General features: G+C 45.7%; 8 protein-coding genes. 7 read left to right on the forward strand and 1 reads right to left on the reverse strand.

Annotation, left to right across the window (positions count from 1 at the left end):
* Positions 1-165: 165 nt before the first annotated feature.
* Positions 166-1,023, forward strand: coding sequence for an AraC family transcriptional regulator (locus ACZIX4_RS08725; RefSeq protein ID WP_463335247.1), 858 nt, complete (start codon positions 166-168; stop codon positions 1,021-1,023).
* A gap of 78 nt (positions 1,024-1,101) precedes the next feature.
* Here ACZIX4_RS08725 and lacZ read toward each other — a convergent pair whose 3' ends face one another.
* Entirely contained in the window at positions 1,102-4,185 is a 3,084-nt protein-coding gene (gene lacZ / locus ACZIX4_RS08730; RefSeq protein WP_463335248.1) for a beta-galactosidase, LacZ type, read from the reverse strand.
* A gap of 420 nt (positions 4,186-4,605) precedes the next feature.
* On the opposite strand from lacZ, the gene ACZIX4_RS08735 reads away from it, so the two are divergent.
* The 6 genes from ACZIX4_RS08735 to ACZIX4_RS08760 all read left to right on the forward strand — a co-directional run bounded on the left by ACZIX4_RS08735 (position 4,606) and on the right by ACZIX4_RS08760 (position 20,163).
* Positions 4,606-8,613: a hybrid sensor histidine kinase/response regulator transcription factor gene (locus ACZIX4_RS08735; protein WP_463335249.1), complete on the forward strand. Its 4,008-nt coding sequence runs from the start codon at positions 4,606-4,608 to the stop codon at positions 8,611-8,613.
* A 606-nt stretch (positions 8,614-9,219) separates the two neighbouring features.
* Entirely contained in the window at positions 9,220-12,381 is a 3,162-nt protein-coding gene (locus tag ACZIX4_RS08740; protein WP_463335250.1) for a SusC/RagA family TonB-linked outer membrane protein, read from the forward strand.
* A gap of 11 nt (positions 12,382-12,392) precedes the next feature.
* On the forward strand, positions 12,393-14,108 hold the full coding sequence (locus tag ACZIX4_RS08745; RefSeq protein ID WP_463335251.1) for a RagB/SusD family nutrient uptake outer membrane protein: 1,716 nt from the start codon (positions 12,393-12,395) through the stop codon (positions 14,106-14,108).
* An 83-nt stretch (positions 14,109-14,191) separates the two neighbouring features.
* The gene (locus tag ACZIX4_RS08750; RefSeq protein ID WP_463335252.1) at positions 14,192-15,766 is read left to right on the forward strand and encodes a glycoside hydrolase; all 1,575 of its coding nucleotides are present in this window, start codon (positions 14,192-14,194) and stop codon (positions 15,764-15,766) included.
* Between the two features lie 53 nt (positions 15,767-15,819).
* Positions 15,820-18,246 (forward strand): sugar-binding domain-containing protein, encoded by a 2,427-nt coding sequence (locus ACZIX4_RS08755; protein WP_463335253.1) that lies wholly within the window; start codon positions 15,820-15,822, stop codon positions 18,244-18,246.
* Between the two features lie 3 nt (positions 18,247-18,249).
* A complete protein-coding gene (locus ACZIX4_RS08760; RefSeq protein ID WP_463335254.1) occupies positions 18,250-20,163 on the forward strand; it encodes a family 43 glycosylhydrolase in 1,914 nt (637 codons plus the stop codon).
* Positions 20,164-20,251 lie beyond the last annotated feature (88 nt).

The raw sequence follows: 20,251 nt of genomic DNA on the forward strand, positions 1-20,251 counted from the left end.
GTTTTATAGTTTAGGTGCCTGCCGTAACGCACTAAATCGTTTGCAGGGAAATACAAATTAAAAGAAAACACCAAGGTTAAAATTAAGCCTTATTGTCTAAATAGTAAACTAAATTATCGTATTATTGTAGCTATGGCTTATTATGAGCATAAATAGTTCACTTTTATGAAACCCCATTACCTTAGCATAACCCGTGGCGGTACCGAATCGTTCAGCGCACGCCTTGATACCAAACCCGATGTAAACAACCACTGGCATTACCATGACGAGCTGGAGCTTATATATATAAAAAAAGGAAGCGGTACACGGTTTATTGGCGATAGTATAAGCACTTTTAGTGATGGCGATATGGCGCTGATAGGCAGTAACCTGCCGCATTACTGGCAGTTTGACGACAGTTTTTTTGAAGGTGATACTGCTGGGGTAGAAGTATACGTAGTGCATTTCAAAAAAGACTTTTTGGGCAGGGATTTTTTCGCCTTGCCGGAGAATGCCGAACTGGGCAGGGTTATAGAACTGTCGGGCAGGGGCGTTTCGGTGGAAGGTGGCAGTTCTAAAATTGCACGGCTTATAACCGAAGTGGTGCAGGCTGCCGGTACCCGCCGTATTTTGCTTTTGCTGGAAGCGCTATTGGAAATAGCCCATTGCAAGGGCAAGCAGCAATTGGTTTCGCTCGGCTTTAAGGCCGATTTTGCCGTTACCGAAAAAGACCGCCTGCAAAGCATTTACAACTTTACCATAAAACATTACCGCCGTAAAATAGAACTGAAGGAAGCCGCCGCGCTGATACAGCTTACCGAAAGTGCCTTTTGCAAATTCTTCCGGTCGCGGACGGGGAAAACCTACACCGAATTTGTAAACGAAATACGCGTGGGGCATGCCTGCCGCCTGCTGATAGAAAACCGGCTGAATGTAAAGGAGATATGTTTTGTATGCGGTTTCCAGAATACGGCCAGCTTCCATAAGTGCTTTAAGGATGTTATGGATACCACACCGCTCAAGTATCAGAAACAGTACGTTTAAGTACCATTCCGTATAAAATGCAAAGGGTTGCCCTGTTACCGGGCAACCCTTTTGCGTATTGGGAAATGTATGAGAACGTTATTTCAGGCTGATGGTATAGGTGTAGCTATACTTGTCTGCCGTAAGCCTGTACGGGTCATGCGGCAATGCGCCCCAGCTGTTATCGCCACCTACACCGCGCTGTGCCAGGTCTATCTGAAAATACACCTTATCTTCAGGGTGTACGTCATTAGTATGCCTTTGGTTCTTTTTCTCACCCGGGTCTATGCCCTCGGTGCTTACATTCAGCGCACTGAAGCTTAACGGCTGCTTGCCGGTTACTATAATACCTTTGCCGTTATTATCGGTAAGCGATATCCAGCGGGCATCGGTTTTATAGCCACATTCCTGCGGGCGTATGTAAGTCCATGTAAATTGGTTTGCTACTTTATCATTATACTCGCCCATAAAGGCTGCGGTATTACGGTCGCTATAGTTTTCTATAGGGCCACGGGCATAATAACCAAGGTTTTCATAACTGCCCGGCAGTTCGGCACGCATCCCGAAACGTGGTAGTTCAGGAAGTTCTTTTCCTGTACGGTCCATACTGGCGGTAACCTCTATGCTTCCGTCTGTTTTAATCAGGTAGTTAACCGTATACGGAACTTTAACATCATTAAGAAGGTATTTCACCTCAATCGGTTGGCCTGCATCGGTCTTTTTACCTACAGTAACGCTCTGTACTGTTGGGTCTTTATGGGCAAGGCGCCATACAGACAGTTTCTTTTGCGACTGGCTGCCGAAGTCGTTATCGGTAGGGGCACGCCAAAAATACGGTGTTGGGAAGGCGCTGATTACTTCGGTAGCATCATCCTTTTGTTTATAGCTGGTAAAGCTGCCTTTCTTTAGGTCGAAGCTGCCGGTAATACCGTTAGCTTCAAACGTAAGCACGTCTTTTTTCTGTTTTACGGTAAGCTTGCCTTTTGCTTCGGCTTTTGCAGCAGCAAAATAGTCACCACTTAGCTTAAACTGTTCGCGTGCCTGCTCATGCCCTTGCGGAACCAGTTCGGTAGCTTTATTGGTATAAGCATATACGCTCAGGTAGTACTCGCCAGAATTATCAGTAGTGTAGTTCATCGGAACTGTTGCCTGAGCACCAGCAGCAGTGTTAAGGGTAAACGTGCCGTCTTTCACTTTTTTACCATCCTTAAGCAGTTCCCACTTAAAGTTAAAGCCCGAAAGGTCGGTAAACTTATACAGGTTTTTTACGGTAAGCGTTTTACCACTTAGGCTAAAGGCAATGTCCTGGTATACCTTTTTCACTTCTATAAGCCCAGGATGCGGTATGCGGTTAGCATTCACCAATCCGTTTGAACAGAAGTTCTCATCATTGTGCATGTCTTTTCCGCCAAGGTCGCCACCGTAGGCAAGGTATTCCGTGCCTTTATCGTCATGGGTGGTAATACCCTGGTCTACCCAGTCCCATATGCAGCCGCCCTGCATTTTAGGGCTGGTAGCCATAATATCAAAATATTCCTGGAAGTTACCGTTACTGTTACCCATGGCATGGCTGTATTCACACATAATAAACGGACGGGTTTTATTACTTGCAGCGTACTCTTTCATGTACTGTATAGAAGGGTACATAGGCGCTACAATGTCGGTATCTTCATTTTCCATAGCCTGCTCAAACATAATTGGGCGGCTGGCATCGCGCTGTTTCAGCCATTTGTAGGCATCATAAAAGTTTTGCCCGTTACCGCACTCATTACCCATACTCCACACAATTATGCTCGGGTGGTTTTTGTCTATTTCCACCATACGTTCTATACGGTCGTGGTGCGCCTTGCCCCATTCGGGCAGGTAAGCAGGGTGGATGCTTTTGTTTTCAATATAGCTCTCGGCACCCATACCGTGGGTTTCTATGTTGGCCTCGTCCACTACGTAAAAACCATATTCATCGCACAGGTCATAAAAATATGGGTCATGCGGGTAGTGGCACATGCGTATGGTGTTGATGTTGTTTTGCTTCATCAGGGCAAGGTCCTTCATCATCAGCTCACGGTTCGGTACGTGGCCGTTTATAGGGTCGTGCTCGTGAATGTTCACGCCATTTACCATAACAGGCTTGCCATTTACCATAAGCTGCGCATCTTTAATCTCCACCTTACGGAAGCCCGTGCGGCCTGTAATAACATTGGTTTCACCACTCATGCCATCCCAACTTATGGTATAGCGGTACAGGTTAGGCGTTTCATCGCTCCACTTCAGCACATTTTTTAGTGTTGTGCCAAAGTTGATTGAACGGTCATCCGGGGCTACTTTTTTTGTTTCGGTATACACCTGTTTTCCTGATGGGTCGGTAAGGGAAAAAGTTACCTTGCAGGCAGGTGGTATTTTTTTGAATTTCTCCAGTTCTACTTTGGCAGTGAGTATACCGTCTTTGTATGCCGGATCAAGGCCTGCATCTACCTGGTAATCCCAAACGCTGTTAGTAGGCAGGGCGGCAAGGTATACATCGCGTTCTATACCGCTCATACGCCAAAAATCCTGGTCTTCAAGGTAGCTGCCGTCATGCCAGCGGAATACCTGCACAGCCAGTACGTTATCACCTTTTTTCAGCAAATGCATCAGGCTGAACTCCGCAGCTGTTTTGCTGGCTTTGGTCATACCCACTTCTTTCCCGTTCAGGAAAATACGCGCATAGCCTGTAATGGAACCGAAATGTAATATTACGTGCCTGCTGTCCCAGTTTTCCGGTATGGTAAAATGGGTACGGTAGGTACCTACAGGGTTGTACTTGCTGTCTATGAACGGTGGGTTTTTAGGGAAAGGATATATTATATTGGTATATATAGGGATGTCAAACCCCTGTAGTTCCCAGTTTGAAGGTACTTTAATATCTTTCCAACCCTTGTCATTATAATTTTCAGTATAAAAATCCTGCGGACGTTCGGCAGGCGTTTTTACTATGTTGAACTTCCAGGTGCCGTTAAGGCTTTTGTACCAGGGCGAAAGTTCGGGTTTGCCTGCCTGTGCGTCTTTTTCGTTTTTATAAATAATAAACTGCGGATGGGCCTCCAGCTTGTTGCGGTCTATAAGCTGTGGGTTTTCCCATTCATTTTGCTGGGCGCACAACAGTTGTGTAACCGCCAGCAGGGTAAACGGAAGTATTTTTTTCATGTAAGATGATTTGGTTCTTAGCGATGTTGTGCAAAATAAGCACTTTATGCAAATGTATAAGTTACATCGTTATAGCCAACAATGGTAAAATGGAAAAATAGGGTAGGCTAAATTGTAGCAAAACATGGGCTTTTTTTGAGTTATGTGTTTTAATTGTTTGATAGTAAGTAGTTTGTGTGTTTATTCGGCATACTATAATTTCGTAATCGTTTTAGTAGTTTTTCTGCTAACAAAAATCAGTTAAAAATTAATGATACATATTTTTAGCTGTGTTTTTTTGTGTTTTCTTTAAATTAGTGTTAATTTGGCACTGACTAAACTCGTTAATACGTACTCACCCCTTACCACCTGAGCAAACCCTGTAAGAAAATGAAGGCATTGCGGTTATTTTTTGTTTTTTTAATGCTTCTTTGTGTGTCAATGATGCGTGCGCAGGTGTACCCTGTGGCGTTTTATGATATTGCGCAGGGATTGTCTAACAATTCGGTGCTTACCCTGCACCAGGATACCAACGGCTTTATGTGGATAGGTACCTACGACGGCCTTAACCGCTATGATGGGTATGAATTTAAGGTGTACCGCAACCGCCTTGGCGATGCTTCTTCACTAATAAGTAACAATGTATACAGCCTTTCGGGCGACAACCAAAACAATATTTGGATAGGTACTTCTAAAGGCGGCTGTGTGCTGAACCAGGCTACAGAGGTTTTTACGCCCCTGCAATTTGTATCGGGAGGTAAAAAACAGCAGCTTGATGGCGATGTACACCAAATCAAAAGTTTTGGCAAGTATGGTATGCTGGCAGGCACCCAGCAATATGGGCTGGTAAGTTTTGAAGACAGTTCCCTTACGGGTAAACCCATTGCCCTGAACAAGAATGGAAAACCGGTTTACAATTATGACGTAGTGGCGCTGCAACCCATGGCCGATAAAGGCTATAGCTGGGTTTTTGTACGCAATACAGGTTTGTGCCGCTTTGATGCCAAAACGAAACAGCTTAACCCTGTACTGCTTACGGATATACGTGCCAACTGCCTGATGGCAGATGATAAAGGCCTGCTGTGGCTGGGTACCGATGAGGGGCTTTTTAGTTATAGTACGGCAACAAATACACTTTCTGAAAATTATTTATCTAAAACCAGTGTTACCAGTCTGCTACAGGATAACGCGCTGATGGTAATAGCCACTGATGGTGCAGGCCTGTATGCACTGAAACAGGGCGCTACAGAAGCGGTGCCGTATAAGGATATTAACCCGCAAACGGTTATAAAAAGCAATGTTGTATACGGCCTGTACAAAGACCGGTCAGGCAATAAGTGGATAGGCTCCCTGCGTGGCGGTATCAGTATTATTGGCGCCAATCCTACCAGTTTTTCTACTATAACATACAAGGGTACCGACCCTAATACGCTTGCCGAAAACTTTATCCTTTCATTTTGCGAGGACGAAAAAAACAACCTGTGGATAGGTACCGATGGTGCCGGCCTGCGCTACTGGAACCGTAAAACCAATACCTACACGAGTTATAATAAAGCTGCCGGTTCTAAATACAGGCTTACCAGTAACTTTATTACCGGCCTACTGCATGATGAAGAAAACCGTATATGGGTATCTGCCTGGAAAGGTGGGGTAAACCGCATAAACCCGGCTACGGGTACTATAGATTATTTTAACTGCTATAACCCGGTTACAAAACAAAACGAGCGCAATATATGGCTGGTTTTCGAAGATTCGCACCGCCACGTGTGGGCCAGTGCGACTAATGAAGGTTGCCTGTACCGCTTTAACACCGGCAGTAATGCGTTTGAAATTTTTGACCCGAAAATTAAAAACCTGCAATGCCTTGCGGAAACGGCCGATGGTAAACTATGGGGCGGTAACTATACCACATTATATTGTATAGATGCCACTACCCGAAAGCATAAGGTTTATGAAATAGGCTACCCGGTTCGTAGCGTACTGGAAGACAGTAAGCACCGCCTTTGGGTAGGCACGCAGGAGGGCGGCCTGCTGCTTTTTGACCGTGCTACAAGCAAGTACAAAAGGTTTTCTACTAATGAGGGCCTGCCGGGGAATACCATACTCCGCCTGCTGGAAGATAAGAACGGCGACCTGTGGATGAGTACTTACAACGGCCTTAGCCGCTATGATGCCGATTCGGGGTTGTTTATGAATTTTTCGGTAAATGATGGGCTGCAAAGTAACCAGTTCAGTTTTAATGCTGCGCTTGAATTGTCTAATGGAGAGTTTTTATTTGGCGGTATAAGGGGCTTTAACAGCTTCAGGCCCGAGCGTATTAAGGAAAGCAAACCGGAATCTAACATACTGCTGGCGGGGCTTTCGATTAATAATAAACCCATAGAAAAAAGCCTTGATTTTGTGGAAGGGGCAAAGCAGGGGCAAATACGCAATATAAGGTTGCCGTTTGACCAAACTACGCTTTCCATTGATTTTGTGGAACCTGATTTTAATAACAGCGATAAGGTAAGCTATGCTTATATACTGGAGGGCTGGGATGAGCACTGGAACTACGTGGGACACAGCCGCCATGCTAACTACACACGCCTACCCGAAGGGAACTATATATTTAAGGTGAAAACCAAAAATATAAACGGTACCTGGGATAAACCTGCCGAGTTGTTGTACATCAATGTGTTGCCGCCTTGGTACCGCAGCTGGTGGGCATACATCCTGTACATAGCTATGGCAGCAGGTGCAGTGTATGCGTACATTCGCTATAATAAGAATAAGGAGCAAATGCGCTATAAGGTGAAGCTTGCCCAACTGGAAAGCCGCAAGGAAAAAGAACTTGCGGAAAAACAGATGGAGATGTTCACGTACATTTCGCATGAGTTCCGTACGCCGTTGTCGCTGATTATCAATCCGCTGCGCAGGGCTGTAAAAAAGCCTGTGGATGAAAACCCCGACCTGCCAAACGACCTTGCCGTGGCACACCGTAATTCACGCAGGTTGCTGAGCCTTGTAGACCAGCTGCTATTGTTCCGCAAAGCGGAAAGCGATGCTGATATGCTGAAGATTTCGGCTATAAATCTGAACCATTTGTGCAATGAAGTGTACCAGTGCTTTATAAACCAGGCGAAGGAGCAGGGTATTGATTTTGTGCTGGACATCCCGAAAAAGAAAACAGAGATATTCGGCGATTATGAGAAGATAGAAATAGCGTTGTTTAACCTTACCTCTAATGCTTTTAAGCACACTGCCAATGGTGGTACCATAACTTTAAAGCTGATTATTAACAATGGCCACGCCGATATAAGCATAAGCGATACAGGCTGTGGTATCAGCGAGGCCGACCTGCCGCATATTTTTGAAAAGTTCCGCAGGGTAAACAGCAAGCCGGTGGCAGGCAGCGGTTTTGGTATCGGGCTGTTTGTAGTGAAGCACTTTACCGAAAAGCATCATGGTAGCGTAAGTTGCCAGAGCGTACAGGGGCAGGGGAGCATCTTTACACTGAGTTTCCTTAAAGGGTATGAACATTTTGCCGATATGCCTATCAGCGCCATAAGCCCTAAAATGTCGGAACTTGTGGAAGAGCTGCTGGGCGATGCCATGGCTTCAACCGATGAACTGCCTGTAAAAGAGGAAGCGCCGTTACCTGAAAAAGAAATTGTTACCGATAAAAAATCAGTACTGATAGTAGATGATAATGCCGAGATACGAAGCTATTTGGGTAACCTTTTTGCTACATCTTATATAGTATATACTGCTGAAAATGGTATCAGCGGTTATGAAGCAGCGAAGCAGCACAGGCCGGATATTATTATCAGCGATATATCTATGGATGGTATGGACGGGCTGGAATTGTGCCGAAAAATAAAAGAAACCCCCGAACTGAACCACCTTCCGGTGATATTGCTCACAGCTACATCGAGCCCGGAGATACACCTTAAGGGAATTTCGGAAGGAGCAGATGATTATATAACCAAACCGTTTGACAGCGATATACTTATGGCGCGTGTGGAAACCCTGCTTAAGAGCCGTAACAATCTTAAAACGTACTTCCTGGACAGCATTACCCTGCGTGATGATAATAATAAGGTGCCTGCAGAGTACCGTGATTTCCTTAAGAAATGCATAGATATTATTGAGGCCAACCTTGATAATGCCGATTTCACCATAAAAACTTTTGCGCAGCAAATGGGCATGAGCCACCGTAGCCTTTATGATAAAATAAAGCTGATTTCTGGGCAAACGCTCAATGCATTTATCCGTTCGGTGCGCCTGCGCCGTGCAGCCCTGCTTATGCTTACCGAAAACATGAACATAGCCCAGGCCGCAATACAGGTAGGTTTTGAAGACCAGCAGTATTTCCGCCAGCAGTTTGTAAAGCTTTTTGGCATGACACCTTCAGAATATATCAAGCGCTATAAAAACTCATTCAATCGCGACCATAATGTTTTAAAATAATTGTTTTGTTATACCAGCTGCGTTTTCGTTGCGATGGCATTTCTTGTGTAAAGAAAATGTACATATCAACGAAAACGTTTTTGTTTTATATAAGGCTTAGATAGTCGAAATTTAGAGTTTAATCTATGTGAAATTGTAAATAGTTGATTTTTAGTATTTAAAAATTATTCAATTGCGAATTTACCCCCCGTTATTTTCAATTTTACCCACTGTTAAAATCTTTTTACCCCCCTTACTTTGCCACTATACCTACCTACTACAACGTTTAAGTTTGTTTGGGCTGGTTTTTACATAGAAGTTAAGTTCATTGAAAATTGAAATTAAAATATACGGCAGTTGGCGCTGCCATGATAATAAAGTTTGGAGTTAATATTTGGTTTTTTTACACCTGCCTGCAGTCTTAGTGAGTTTGTTGCAGGCAGGTTTTATTCAACATAAAAACCACGCTCCGCATTTGCCCGAAACAAATAATTAAACCGAAATATACCGCCCATGAAAAACACAGAAAACACGAATATTATTTTTTGAAAGTATATTAACCTTTAGAACTAAACCTCAAATTCCCTTAAACAAAAAGCGGGGGATCTCCTTAAACAAATAGTATTTATGAAAAACACTACGCTTTTAAAATCTAAAAACAGTGTACGCGGGCAGATGCTGCTGCTCATGTGCATGAGTTTAACAGCCGGGAACCTCAAGGCTGCCACACCGCTTTCGGGCGCGTACAGCAAGCCGTGGTTACAGGCTACCGTAAAAGGTAAGGTTACATCGGCAGACGGTCTTCCGGTGCCGGGCGCTACCGTAATGGTAAAAGGCACAACAGTGGCTGTAAGCACCGACCTTGACGGTAATTATGAAATACCTGCCGCATCGGCTGATGCAGTGCTGGTATTCAGCAGTATTGGTTTCCAAACCCAGGAAATAGCCGTTAATGGGCAAAGCAGTATAAACGTAACCCTTGCAGAAGATAGGCAGGAGCTTGATGAAGTAGTTGTGGTGGGTTACGGTACCAAGAAAAAAGCAACCGTTACCGGGTCTATCTCTGAGATTGACGGTAAGCAACTTACAAAGAGCCCTGCAGTAAATGTATCTAACGGTTTTGCAGGCCGTGTATCAGGGGTTATAGCCAATAACCGTGGCGGTGAGCCGGGTTATGACGATTCCAGCATTACCATCCGTGGCCTTGCTACCACAGGCAATAATGATGTACTTGTGGTTGTAGACGGTGTACCCGGACAGATAGGTGGGTTAAGCAGGCTAAACCCACAGGAAATAGAAAGCGTTACCGTACTTAAAGATGCTTCGGCAGCTATTTACGGTAGCCGTGCGGCTAACGGTGTAATCCTTGTTACCACTAAAAAGGGTAAAAAAGGCTCTAAGCTTTCTGTAAACTATAACTTTGACCAGGGCTTTTCTTCGCCAACGAGGCTGCCTGATATGGCAGATGCCCCAACGTATGCACAAATACGTAACGAAATAGCCTATTATGCGAATCCTGGTAGTGGCATGAACCAGATTTACTCTGAGCAGGACATACAGCAGTTCCGTGACGGTTCAGATCCGCTATTGCATCCAAATACTGATTGGGCCAAGGCTACACTCAGGGATTATTCATTACAGTCGCAACACAACCTGAGCCTTCAGGGTGGTTCCGAAACAACAAACTATTTTGTATCGATAGGAAAAGTATCGCAGGAAGGGCTTTATAAAAACAGCGCTGCACACTATAACCAGTACAACGTAAGGACAAACATAGATACCAATATAAACGAAAGGCTTAAAGTAGGCATATCGCTTAACGGACGTAAGGAAGACCGTGCATATCCTATAACCGGTGCCGGTGGTATATTCAGGTCTATTTACCGTGCTTACCCTACTATAGCGCCTTATTATCCTAACGGTTTGCCTACTTCGGGTATAGAGAATGGTAACCCGGTATTGCAGGCTACAAGCATAGGTGGTACCAATGAAAACCCTACGTATGTATTTAACGGTATCCTTAGGGGAAGCTACAACTTCGGTTTCCTTGAAGGCCTTTCTGCTGATGGTTTCTTTTCTACAGACGTAAGTGAGAGCCGTTCAAAAGCATTCAGCACGCCATATACGGTATATACATACAATACTTCGACCGGTAACTACGACCCAAGGGTAGTAGGCGGCGGTGCAAACCAGAAAGGTGACCTTACTGAGTCTCAAACCAGCCAGTCTCAGGCAGTATCAAATATTAAGCTGAATTTTAAACGCCAGTTTGGCGAGCATAGTGTTGATGCATTTGTGGGCTATGAGCAGAGCGAAACCAAATTCCACAATTTTACAGCAAGACGTATTAACTTCCCTACTACTACAACACCCGAACTTTCGCAGGGTGGTGCAGCGGCAACAGATGCTACAAACGGAGGGTACTCATGGAGGTTTACAAGGCAGAGTTACCTGGGCAGGGTAGCCTATAACTATGCCGAGAAATACCTTTTGGATTTACAAGCCAGGATAGACGGTTCTTCTAACTTCCCGAGTGGTAGCCGTTATGGTTTCTTCCCATCGGTTTCGGCGGGTTACCGTATCTCAAAAGAAGCATGGTTTGCCGATAATGTGAAGTTCTTTGACGACCTTAAGTTCCGTGCATCATGGGGCCAGCTGGGTAACGACAATATTAGCAACTTCCAGTATTTTGATAACTATTCTTTCAATAACAGGTATGTAGTAGGTAACACGCTTACTTCGGGTATAGACCTTATAAAACTTGCTAACCCTAACATTACCTGGGAAACAGCAGAGAAGATAGATTTGGGTCTTAACGCACGTTTCCTTAAGAACTTTACCTTTGAAGGTATTTACTTCCAGCAAAACAGGAAAGATATCCTTGCTGCAAGGAATGCATCGGTACCGGGATCTACAGGTATTGTAAACCCTTACTTACCGCCGGGAGATAACAGCGTTGTACCGTTAGTTCCGCAGGAAAACATTGGCGAAGTAAAAAGCCACGGTTTTGAAACTACACTGGGCTACAGCCACCAGGGCGATTTCAGCTGGGGTGTGTCGGGTAACTTTACCTATGCTAAAAACAAAATCGTATTTATAGACGAGGCCCCGGGTACACTTGGCTACCAAAGCCAGACCGGACGCCCTATGAATACCTACCTGCTTTATGATGCCGTAGGTATTTTCCAGGACCAGGCACAGATAGATGCTACACCTCACGTGGCAGGTACACAACCGGGAGACCTTATATACAGGGATGTTAACGGTGACGGACAGATTACTGCCGATGACCAGATAAGGACCAAATATGGTAATATACCTCAAATGACCTTTGGCCTGTCAGCAGATGCCAGCTATAAGAATTTTGACCTTACAGTAGTATTTGCAGGACAGGCCCAGGTAAGCCAGTACGTATTACCTGAAAGCGGTACTGTAGGTAACTTCTACAGCAGCTGGGCAGACAACCGCTGGAGCCCTACAAACCCTAACGGATCGTATCCACGTGTAAGCGACAGGGCTTCATCGGCAGTAAGCGGCGGGCAGTACCGAAACAATTTCTGGCTGAACAACGCAGCGTTTGTAAGGCTTAAAAACGTACAGCTTGGCTATACAATCCCATCTACTTATCTTGAGCGTTACGGTATAAGCAACTTCAGGATTTATGCCAGCGCATTTAACCTGTTTACCATAAGTAAGGTAAAAGATTATGACCCGGAAGGAAATAATGAAAGCGGACAGTTTTACCCGCAACAGAAAATCATCAACCTTGGGTTTAACGTTCAATTCTAAAAAAAGCAGCAATGAAAAAATCATTTATAATAACCACTTTATCGCTTGCTATGGCTTCGGGCCTGGTGTTTACAAGTTGCGATAAGGATTATCTTGATATTACACCTACCGACCGGGTTTCGGATGCAGCCATACTAACAGATTCAATACTATTCGAATCGTTTGTTATTAACCGTTATATGGGTGTGCGCCTTACAAATAAAGAAGGCGACTCTAACCAGCCGGGTTTTGGCCGTGGTTTTGAATACGGATTATGGGCATCGCTTACCGATGAGTCTATTTACAACAACGACGATAACACCTGGATTATACAACAGGGTGGCTTATCTCCTGAAAACCTTGGTATAGCGGGCACTTTTTGGGCACGCAGTTACAGGAGCATTCGCGAAGTTAACTATGCATTGGCACACATACAGGAACTTGGTATGAGCGAAGGCCGTACACAACGCCTTACAGCAGAACTACGCTTTATCCGTGCTTTCCGCTACCACGACCTTATCCGTAATTATGGTGAGGTAGTGCTTATGGGCGACAGGGTATCAGAACTTAACGATGATTTTTCTGACCCTGCACTTTTTGACCGCAGGCCAATAGAAGAAAGCATGGCATATGTAACGAGTGAGCTTGATGCTGCTGCTGCCGTACTGCCGGTAAGTAACTTTAACGGTTATGGCGAAGGCCGTGCTACAAAAGGCGCTGCGCTTGCACTAAAAGCAAGATTGCTGCTATATGCTGCCAGCCCGCTGTACACCGGTGGCAGTAACGATACCCAAAAATGGGCTGCTGCCGCTGCGGCTAATAAAGCAGTTATGGACATGGGTATTTACAGCCTGTACCAAAATGGCTATGCCGAAACCTTTACTACAACCGGCAGTAACTCAGAATACATTTTTGCAAGGTTCTATAACCTGTCTGCAAGGCATTATGCACTGGAAATTGCACACGGGCCAAACGGCTATGGTGGCTGGGGCGGAAACGTGCCGCTGCAAAATATTGTAGACGATTATGAAATGGCCGATGGTACAGCGTTTGACTGGAACAATGCTGCACATGCCGCAAACCCTTATGATAACAGGGATCCGCGTTTTTATGCTACCATATTATATGACGGTGCCCCTTACAGGGACAGGAATGTACAGACCTTCAGGGTAGTTAATCCTACACCGCAAAACCCGGGTGGTTTAGACAGCCCGCAGGGGCCAGATAACTGGAACAGCAGCAAGAGCGGTTATTACCTTAGGAAATTTATGCGTGAAGACCTGCCTATCATCAACCCGTGGGATGTGGCTGGTGTACAAAACTGGATTTACTTCCGTTATGGCGAAATATTGCTGAACTATGCTGAGGCACAAAACGAGGCTACAGGTCCCGATGCTACAGTATATGCGGCCATAAATGCAATACGCGACAGGGCCGGTATGCCGGATCTTCCGACAGGTTTATCGCAAAGTGAAATGCGTACCCGCATCCGTCACGAACGCAGGATAGAGCTTGCTTTTGAAGAGCACCGTTTCTACGATGTAAGGCGCTGGATGATTGCTGAAACAATAGAGAACACACCTGCTTACGGTATGGATATTGTAAAAAATACCGATGGTACATTTACCTACACGCGCAAGTTAGCACTTCAGGGTAAAGCATTCCAGACGAAACATTACTGGCTGCCGATACCGAGGACTGAAATCCAGGCATCTAACAACCAGCTGGAGCAAAATCCGAACTACTAATGCATTAATTAAGGCTTGGCCGGGGGCAAGGTTACAACTGCTCCCGGCCTTTATACCATACAGTGATTACGCTAAAAATTACTATGAAATACAATACAACATACAGCCGTGTTTTTGCAAGCCTGCTTAGCTTATGTTATGCAGCCTGCAGCAGCGATGGCAATAAAGACACCACCACACCACAGCCGGAACAGGGGATAACCCTTACCATAGACGATGCCACTACGTACCAGACCGTGGAACACTTTGGCGCATCAGATGCATGGTCCTGCCAGTTTGTGGGCAATTGGCCAGATTCTAAGAAAAACGCAATTGCCGACCTGCTGTTCAGTACACAAAATGATGCTTCGGGTAATCCGCAGGGTATTGGGCTTTCGCTATGGAGGTTTAATGTAGGCGCGGGCAGTGCCGAACAGGGCAGTGCCAGTGGTATAGGAGACGAATGGCGCAGGGCAGAATCGTTCCGTAATGCCGATGGTACGTACAATTGGGACAAGCAGCAGGCACAGGTTTGGTTTGCACAGGCAGCCAAATCGCGTGGGGTAGATAAGCTGCTTATTTTCCCGAACAGCCCGCCGGTATCGCTTTCGCGTAATGGCAAGGCATTTGCCACGGCAGGTACCATCATTTCTAACCTTGATTCAGGAAATTATGAAGCTTATGCGGGCTATCTTGCCGATGTAGCACAAGGGCTGAATGATAAAGGGTTGAATGTGAACTACATCAGCCCCATGAACGAGCCGCAATGGGACTGGAACGACGGAGGCCAGGAGGGTACCCCGTTTTATAATAATGAAATAGCCGGTATTACCGCACTGCTCAACCAGAAAATAACAGACAAAGGGCTAAATGCCACCATAATCATAGGCGAAGCCGGCCAGATAAACTACCTGTATGAAACCGGTAACAGGCCGAACCGTGCCAACCAGATACAGGAATTTTTCACTACGGGCTCGGCAAATTATATTGGCAACCTTTCAAAACTTGAAAATGTGATTGCCGGTCACAGCTACTTTACTACCTCACCTTATGCTACAATGGTAAGCCAACGGCAGCAGCTTGCCTCGGCAGTAAGCCAGGTAAACGGCCTGAAATACTGGATGTCGGAATACTGTATCCTTGGCGATAATGCAGGGGAAATAAATGGTAACGGGCGTGATTTAGGCATTTCATCGGCACTGTACCTTGCAAAAGTAATCCACGCTGACCTTGCCACCGCTAATGCTACCGCATGGCACTGGTGGCTGGCTATTTCGCCGTATGATTATAAGGATGGCCTTATTTATATCGACAAACAAAAAACGGACGGTAACTTTTATAAAAGTAAAATGCTTTGGGCGCTGGGTAACTACAGCCGTTTTGTAAGGCCGGGTTACCAAAGGGTGAAAATAAGTAGTAGCCAGGGGAATACACAAAACCAAAACTTTTTATATTCGGCATATAAAGACCCTGCTACAGGTAAGTTGGTTACTGTGGTGATAAACGCATCGGCGCAGCCTACAACCTTTACCCTGAAAAAAGGCAGCACAAGCCTTACCGGGTTAAAGGCATATATAACTTCGGAAGATAAGGAATTACAGCAACAGGCCCTAACCGACGGACAGGCCATAACCCTCCCGGCACGCAGTATAGTTACCATAACTACCGGCGGGCTTTAAAATTTACACACAATAAAGGAAGAAGAATTTTATCATTATAAAAACCAATAAAAGTGAATACTACTACTAAACTACTGCTCACCATGCTTAACGCAACCTGGATGGCCGCCGTGGGGCAGGTTTCGTTCGGGCAACCGCAAAAGATTAATGACAACTGGAAGTTTGCCCTAGAGGATAAGCAGGAAGCAAAAGAAACCAATTTTTCAGATAAGGACTGGCAAAGCCTTAACCTGCCGCACGACTGGAGTATAAAAGGCCAGCTAAGCCCTACACTGGCAAGCTGTACAGGCTACCTGCCGGGCGGTATTGGCTGGTACCGCAAAAGCCTGAACGTGCCACAGGCTAAAAAAGGTGAAAAGGTATACCTGTATTTTGAAGGTGTATACAACCGTAGTGAAGTGTTTATCAACGGGCATTCGCTGGGCAAAAGGCCAAATGGCTACATATCGTTCAGTTACGATGCTACCCCTTACATAAACTTTGGCGGAGATAATACCATTGCCGTGCGTGTAGACCACAGCCAAAGTGCTGATTCGCGTTGGTATACCGGTTCGGGTATTTACCGAGATGTGTATGTGGTGTACTCAAACCCGGTACACATTAACCAGTGGGGCGTATATACCTACCCGGAGGTTAAAGGAAATTCGGCTACACTGAATGTAGAAGTTGAAGTAGAAAACGGCCTTGATAAAAAATCGGGCGTTACCGTGGTAAACGAGCTTGTAGATAAAAGCGGCAAGGTAGTAGCTAAAAATTCGCAAAAGCTGAGCGTTGCCGCTAATGCTAAAGACAAGGTAGCTACCCAGCTTAAGGTGAGCAACCCGCTGCTTTGGGATTTGAATAACCCTAACCTGTATACCCTAAAAACTACGGTACTTAAAGACGGTAAGCAGATAGACGCCACGACTACCCAAACGGGTTTCCGTACGTTTACATTCGACCCTGATAAAGGTTTTGCCCTTAACGGCAAATGGATGAAAATGAAAGGCGTGTGCCTTCACCACGATGCCGGTGTGCTTGGCTCTGCCGTGCCGGACGAGGTTTGGAAAACAAGGCTGCAAACCCTTAAGGCTATTGGCGTAAACGCCATACGTACCAGCCACAACCCACAGGCTCCTGTATTCTATGAGCTGTGTGATGAGCTTGGAATTTTAGTGCTTAATGAGGCTTATGACGAGTGGGAATACCCTAAACGTAAATGGCTAACCGGCTGGAACGTAGGTACGCCGGGCTTCCAGGGTTCGTATGATATTTTTGCCGACTGGGCTGAGAAAGACCTTGAAGACATGGTACGCCGCGACCGTAACCACCTTTCGGTTTGGGGATGGAGTATAGGTAACGAGGTAGATTACCCTAACGACCCGTACTCGCACCCGGTGCTTGATGGTGGCAAGGACGGCTTCGGCCAGCCTGCTTACGGTGGCTATAAGAAAGATGCACCTGATGCCATGCGCCTTGGCGGTATTGCCAAAAGGCTGGTTAACGTAGTGAAGAAATTTGATAAATCACGTGTTACTACAGCAGGCCTTGCCGGTGTTGCCATGAGTAACGAAACCGAGTACCCGTTCCTTATAGATGTTACGGGCTACAACTATACCGAAAGTAAATATATATCGGATCATAAAAAATTCCCCAAACGTGTTATTTACGGCAGTGAAACCGTACACGACCTGGAGCCGTGGCTGGCTGTTAAAAACAATGAGCACATCTTCGGGCAGTTCATCTGGACAGGTATCGACTACCTTGGTGAATCAGGTGCATGGCCGTCGCGAGGCTTTTACTCGGGCCTTGTAGATTTTGCAGGGCAAATAAAGCCGAGGGGCTACTTCCGCCAGTCCCTTTGGTCGGACAAGCCAATGGCATTTATTGGTACCTATCCAACGCCTGATAAGGAAAAGCAGCCGTCTAAAGACGCATGGGATGTATGGAACTATGAGGATGGGCAAAGCATCCGTGTGGTTGCGTATACCAATGCTGCCAAAGCCCGCCTGGAGCTTAACGGTAAGCAGGTAGGCGAGGTGAAGCCTTATGACGAAAAAACGGGTATCATCGTTTGGGATGTGCCGTACAAAGCAGGTAAGCTTGAGGTTATCGGCCTTGATAAAAACGGTAAAGAAGTGAGCCGTTATGCTATTAACTCGTCTAAGCAACCTGCTGCGTTGGTGGTTAAGCAAAAAGGTATTACGGTTAGTAAAGATAAAGGTGTGGCTCAGGTATTACTACAGGTGGTTGACGAAAACGGCCTTCCGGTAATGCTGTCTGACAACGAAGTAACCTGTACGATAAGTGGCCCGGGTAAACTACTTGGCCTTGAAGCCGGTAACAATACCGATATGACCGATTATACCGATAATGTACAGCGTGTACTGCACGGGCATATATTGGCATACATACAGTCGACAGGCGATGCAGGCACCATAAACGTGAAGTTTACAAGCCCGTGGCTGAAACCGGTAGAAACCACCATTACCGTGAAGTAACCTATGAAGAAAATCATTTTTAGTATACTTTCATTGGTAACCTTATCCCTGCCTGCTGTCGCACAAACCGACAGCAGGCCTAAGGATGAGGTGGCCTACCTGTTTACGTATTTCACCGGGAATACCGTTGAAGAAGAGGCCATCCGTTTTGGTGTAAGCCTTGACGGTTATCATTTTTATGCGCTGAACAATAACAACCCGGTCATTGATTCCAAAAAAATCAGCTCTACCGGCGGTGTGCGCGACCCACACATTATGCGTGGCCCTGACGGTGTGTTCCGTATGGTGGTTACCGACATGACCTCTAACAAAGGCTGGGACAGCAATCGCGCTATGGTGCTGCTGAAATCGACCGATCTGGTAAACTGGACGTCTTCAATCGTAAACATCCAGAAAACCTATCCCGGTAATGACGACCTGAAACGTGTTTGGGCGCCACAGACCATCTTTGACAAGGCAGCCAATAAGTACATGGTGTACTTTTCGTTACAGCATGCCAGCGGCCCGGATATTATTTACTACGCCTATGCCAATGCTGATTTTACAGGATTGGAAAGCGCGCCAAAAGTGCTGTTTAAACCCAAGTCAGGCAGGTCATGCATAGATGGCGATATAGTAGAGAAAGACGGTGTGTACCATTTGTTCTATAAAACGGAGGGTGGCACTAACGGTATTAAGGTTGCTACTACGCAGAACCTTACATCGGGCATTTGGGCAGAAAAAGACGAGTACCTGCAACAAACTACAGAGAGTGTGGAAGGGGCAGGGGTGTTTAAACTGAACAACCAGGATACGTACATACTGATGTATGACGTGTACATGAAAGGTAAATACCAGTTTACCAAAAGTACTGACCTGGAGCATTTTTCGCTGATTGATAACGAAATCAGTATGGATTTCAACCCGCGCCATGGTACAGTAATGCCAATAACTCGCACGGAGTTGAAAAGGATGCTTGCTAAATGGGGAACTCCTGCAAAATTGCCACACCTGAATAACAACCCGGTGCTGGAAGGCTACTACGCAGACCCTGAGATTTTGTATTCTAATAAAACTAAAAAATACTACCTGTACCCAACCAGCGATGGTTTCGACGGATGGTCGGGCAAGTATTTCAAGACGTTTTCATCTACAAATCTTGTAGACTGGAAAGAGGAAGGGAAAATAATTACCCTTGGTAAAGATGTAACCTGGGCCGACCGTAATGCGTGGGCACCGTGCATCATAGAAAAGGAAGTAAAGAAAGGCCAGTACAAATACTACTACTACTTTACAGCTGCGCAAAAAATAGGTGTGGCCGTGTCTGATAATCCTGCGGGGCCATTTAAAGACAGCGGTAAGCCGATTGTAGCTACACGCCCAGCCGGACAACAGGGCGGACAGGAGATAGATCCTGATGTTTTCCACGACCCGGTAAGCGGTAAGTTTTACCTGTATTGGGGCAATGGTTACTGTGCTGTAGCCGAGCTTAACGCCGATATGGTGACCATTAAACCCGAAACGGTTAAGGTTATTACGCCTACAAAAAGTTACAACGAGGGTACGTATGTGTTTTATCGCAAGGGTACATATTACCTTACGTGGTCTGAAAACGATACCCGCAGCCCGGACTACCAGGTGCATTATGCTACATCAAAATCACCGCTGGGGCCATGGACATTGCCAACTGAAAACCTGGTGCTGAGTAAGGATGCCAATGCAGGTATCTATGGTACAGGCCACCATTCGGTACTGCAACTACCGGGCAAGGACGAGTGGTATATTGTGTACCACAGGTTCCCGTACCCTAAGGGTATTACCATGGGTGATTCCGCCGGTTTCCACCGCGAGGTGTGTATCGACAGACTGGAGTTTAATGCCGATGGCAGTATTAAAACCACTGTGCCAACGCACAAAGGCATTGAGCCGGTTAAATAAGAGTCTCGTTTAAATTACCTTATAGATTGTTAATCCCGTTTCGCGAAAGTGGAACGGGATTTTTTATGAGATAGGATAATTTTACCAC

It is taken from the genome of Flavobacterium niveum (assembly GCF_055231775.1).

Excerpts from the sequence above, each read along its gene's own strand:
- ACZIX4_RS08735 (WP_463335249.1), top strand. The coding sequence starts at position 4,606 with ATGATGCGTGCGCAGGTGTACCCTGTGGCGTTTTATGATATTGCGCAG.
- ACZIX4_RS08725 (WP_463335247.1), top strand. The coding sequence starts at position 166 with ATGAAACCCCATTACCTTAGCATAACCCGTGGCGGTACCGAATCGTTC.
- ACZIX4_RS08750 (WP_463335252.1), top strand. The coding sequence starts at position 14,192 with ATGAAATACAATACAACATACAGCCGTGTTTTTGCAAGCCTGCTTAGC.
- lacZ (WP_463335248.1), bottom strand. The coding sequence starts at position 4,185 with ATGAAAAAAATACTTCCGTTTACCCTGCTGGCGGTTACACAACTGTTG.
- ACZIX4_RS08740 (WP_463335250.1), top strand. The coding sequence starts at position 9,220 with ATGAAAAACACTACGCTTTTAAAATCTAAAAACAGTGTACGCGGGCAG.
- ACZIX4_RS08745 (WP_463335251.1), top strand. The coding sequence starts at position 12,393 with ATGAAAAAATCATTTATAATAACCACTTTATCGCTTGCTATGGCTTCG.
- ACZIX4_RS08760 (WP_463335254.1), top strand. The coding sequence starts at position 18,250 with ATGAAGAAAATCATTTTTAGTATACTTTCATTGGTAACCTTATCCCTG.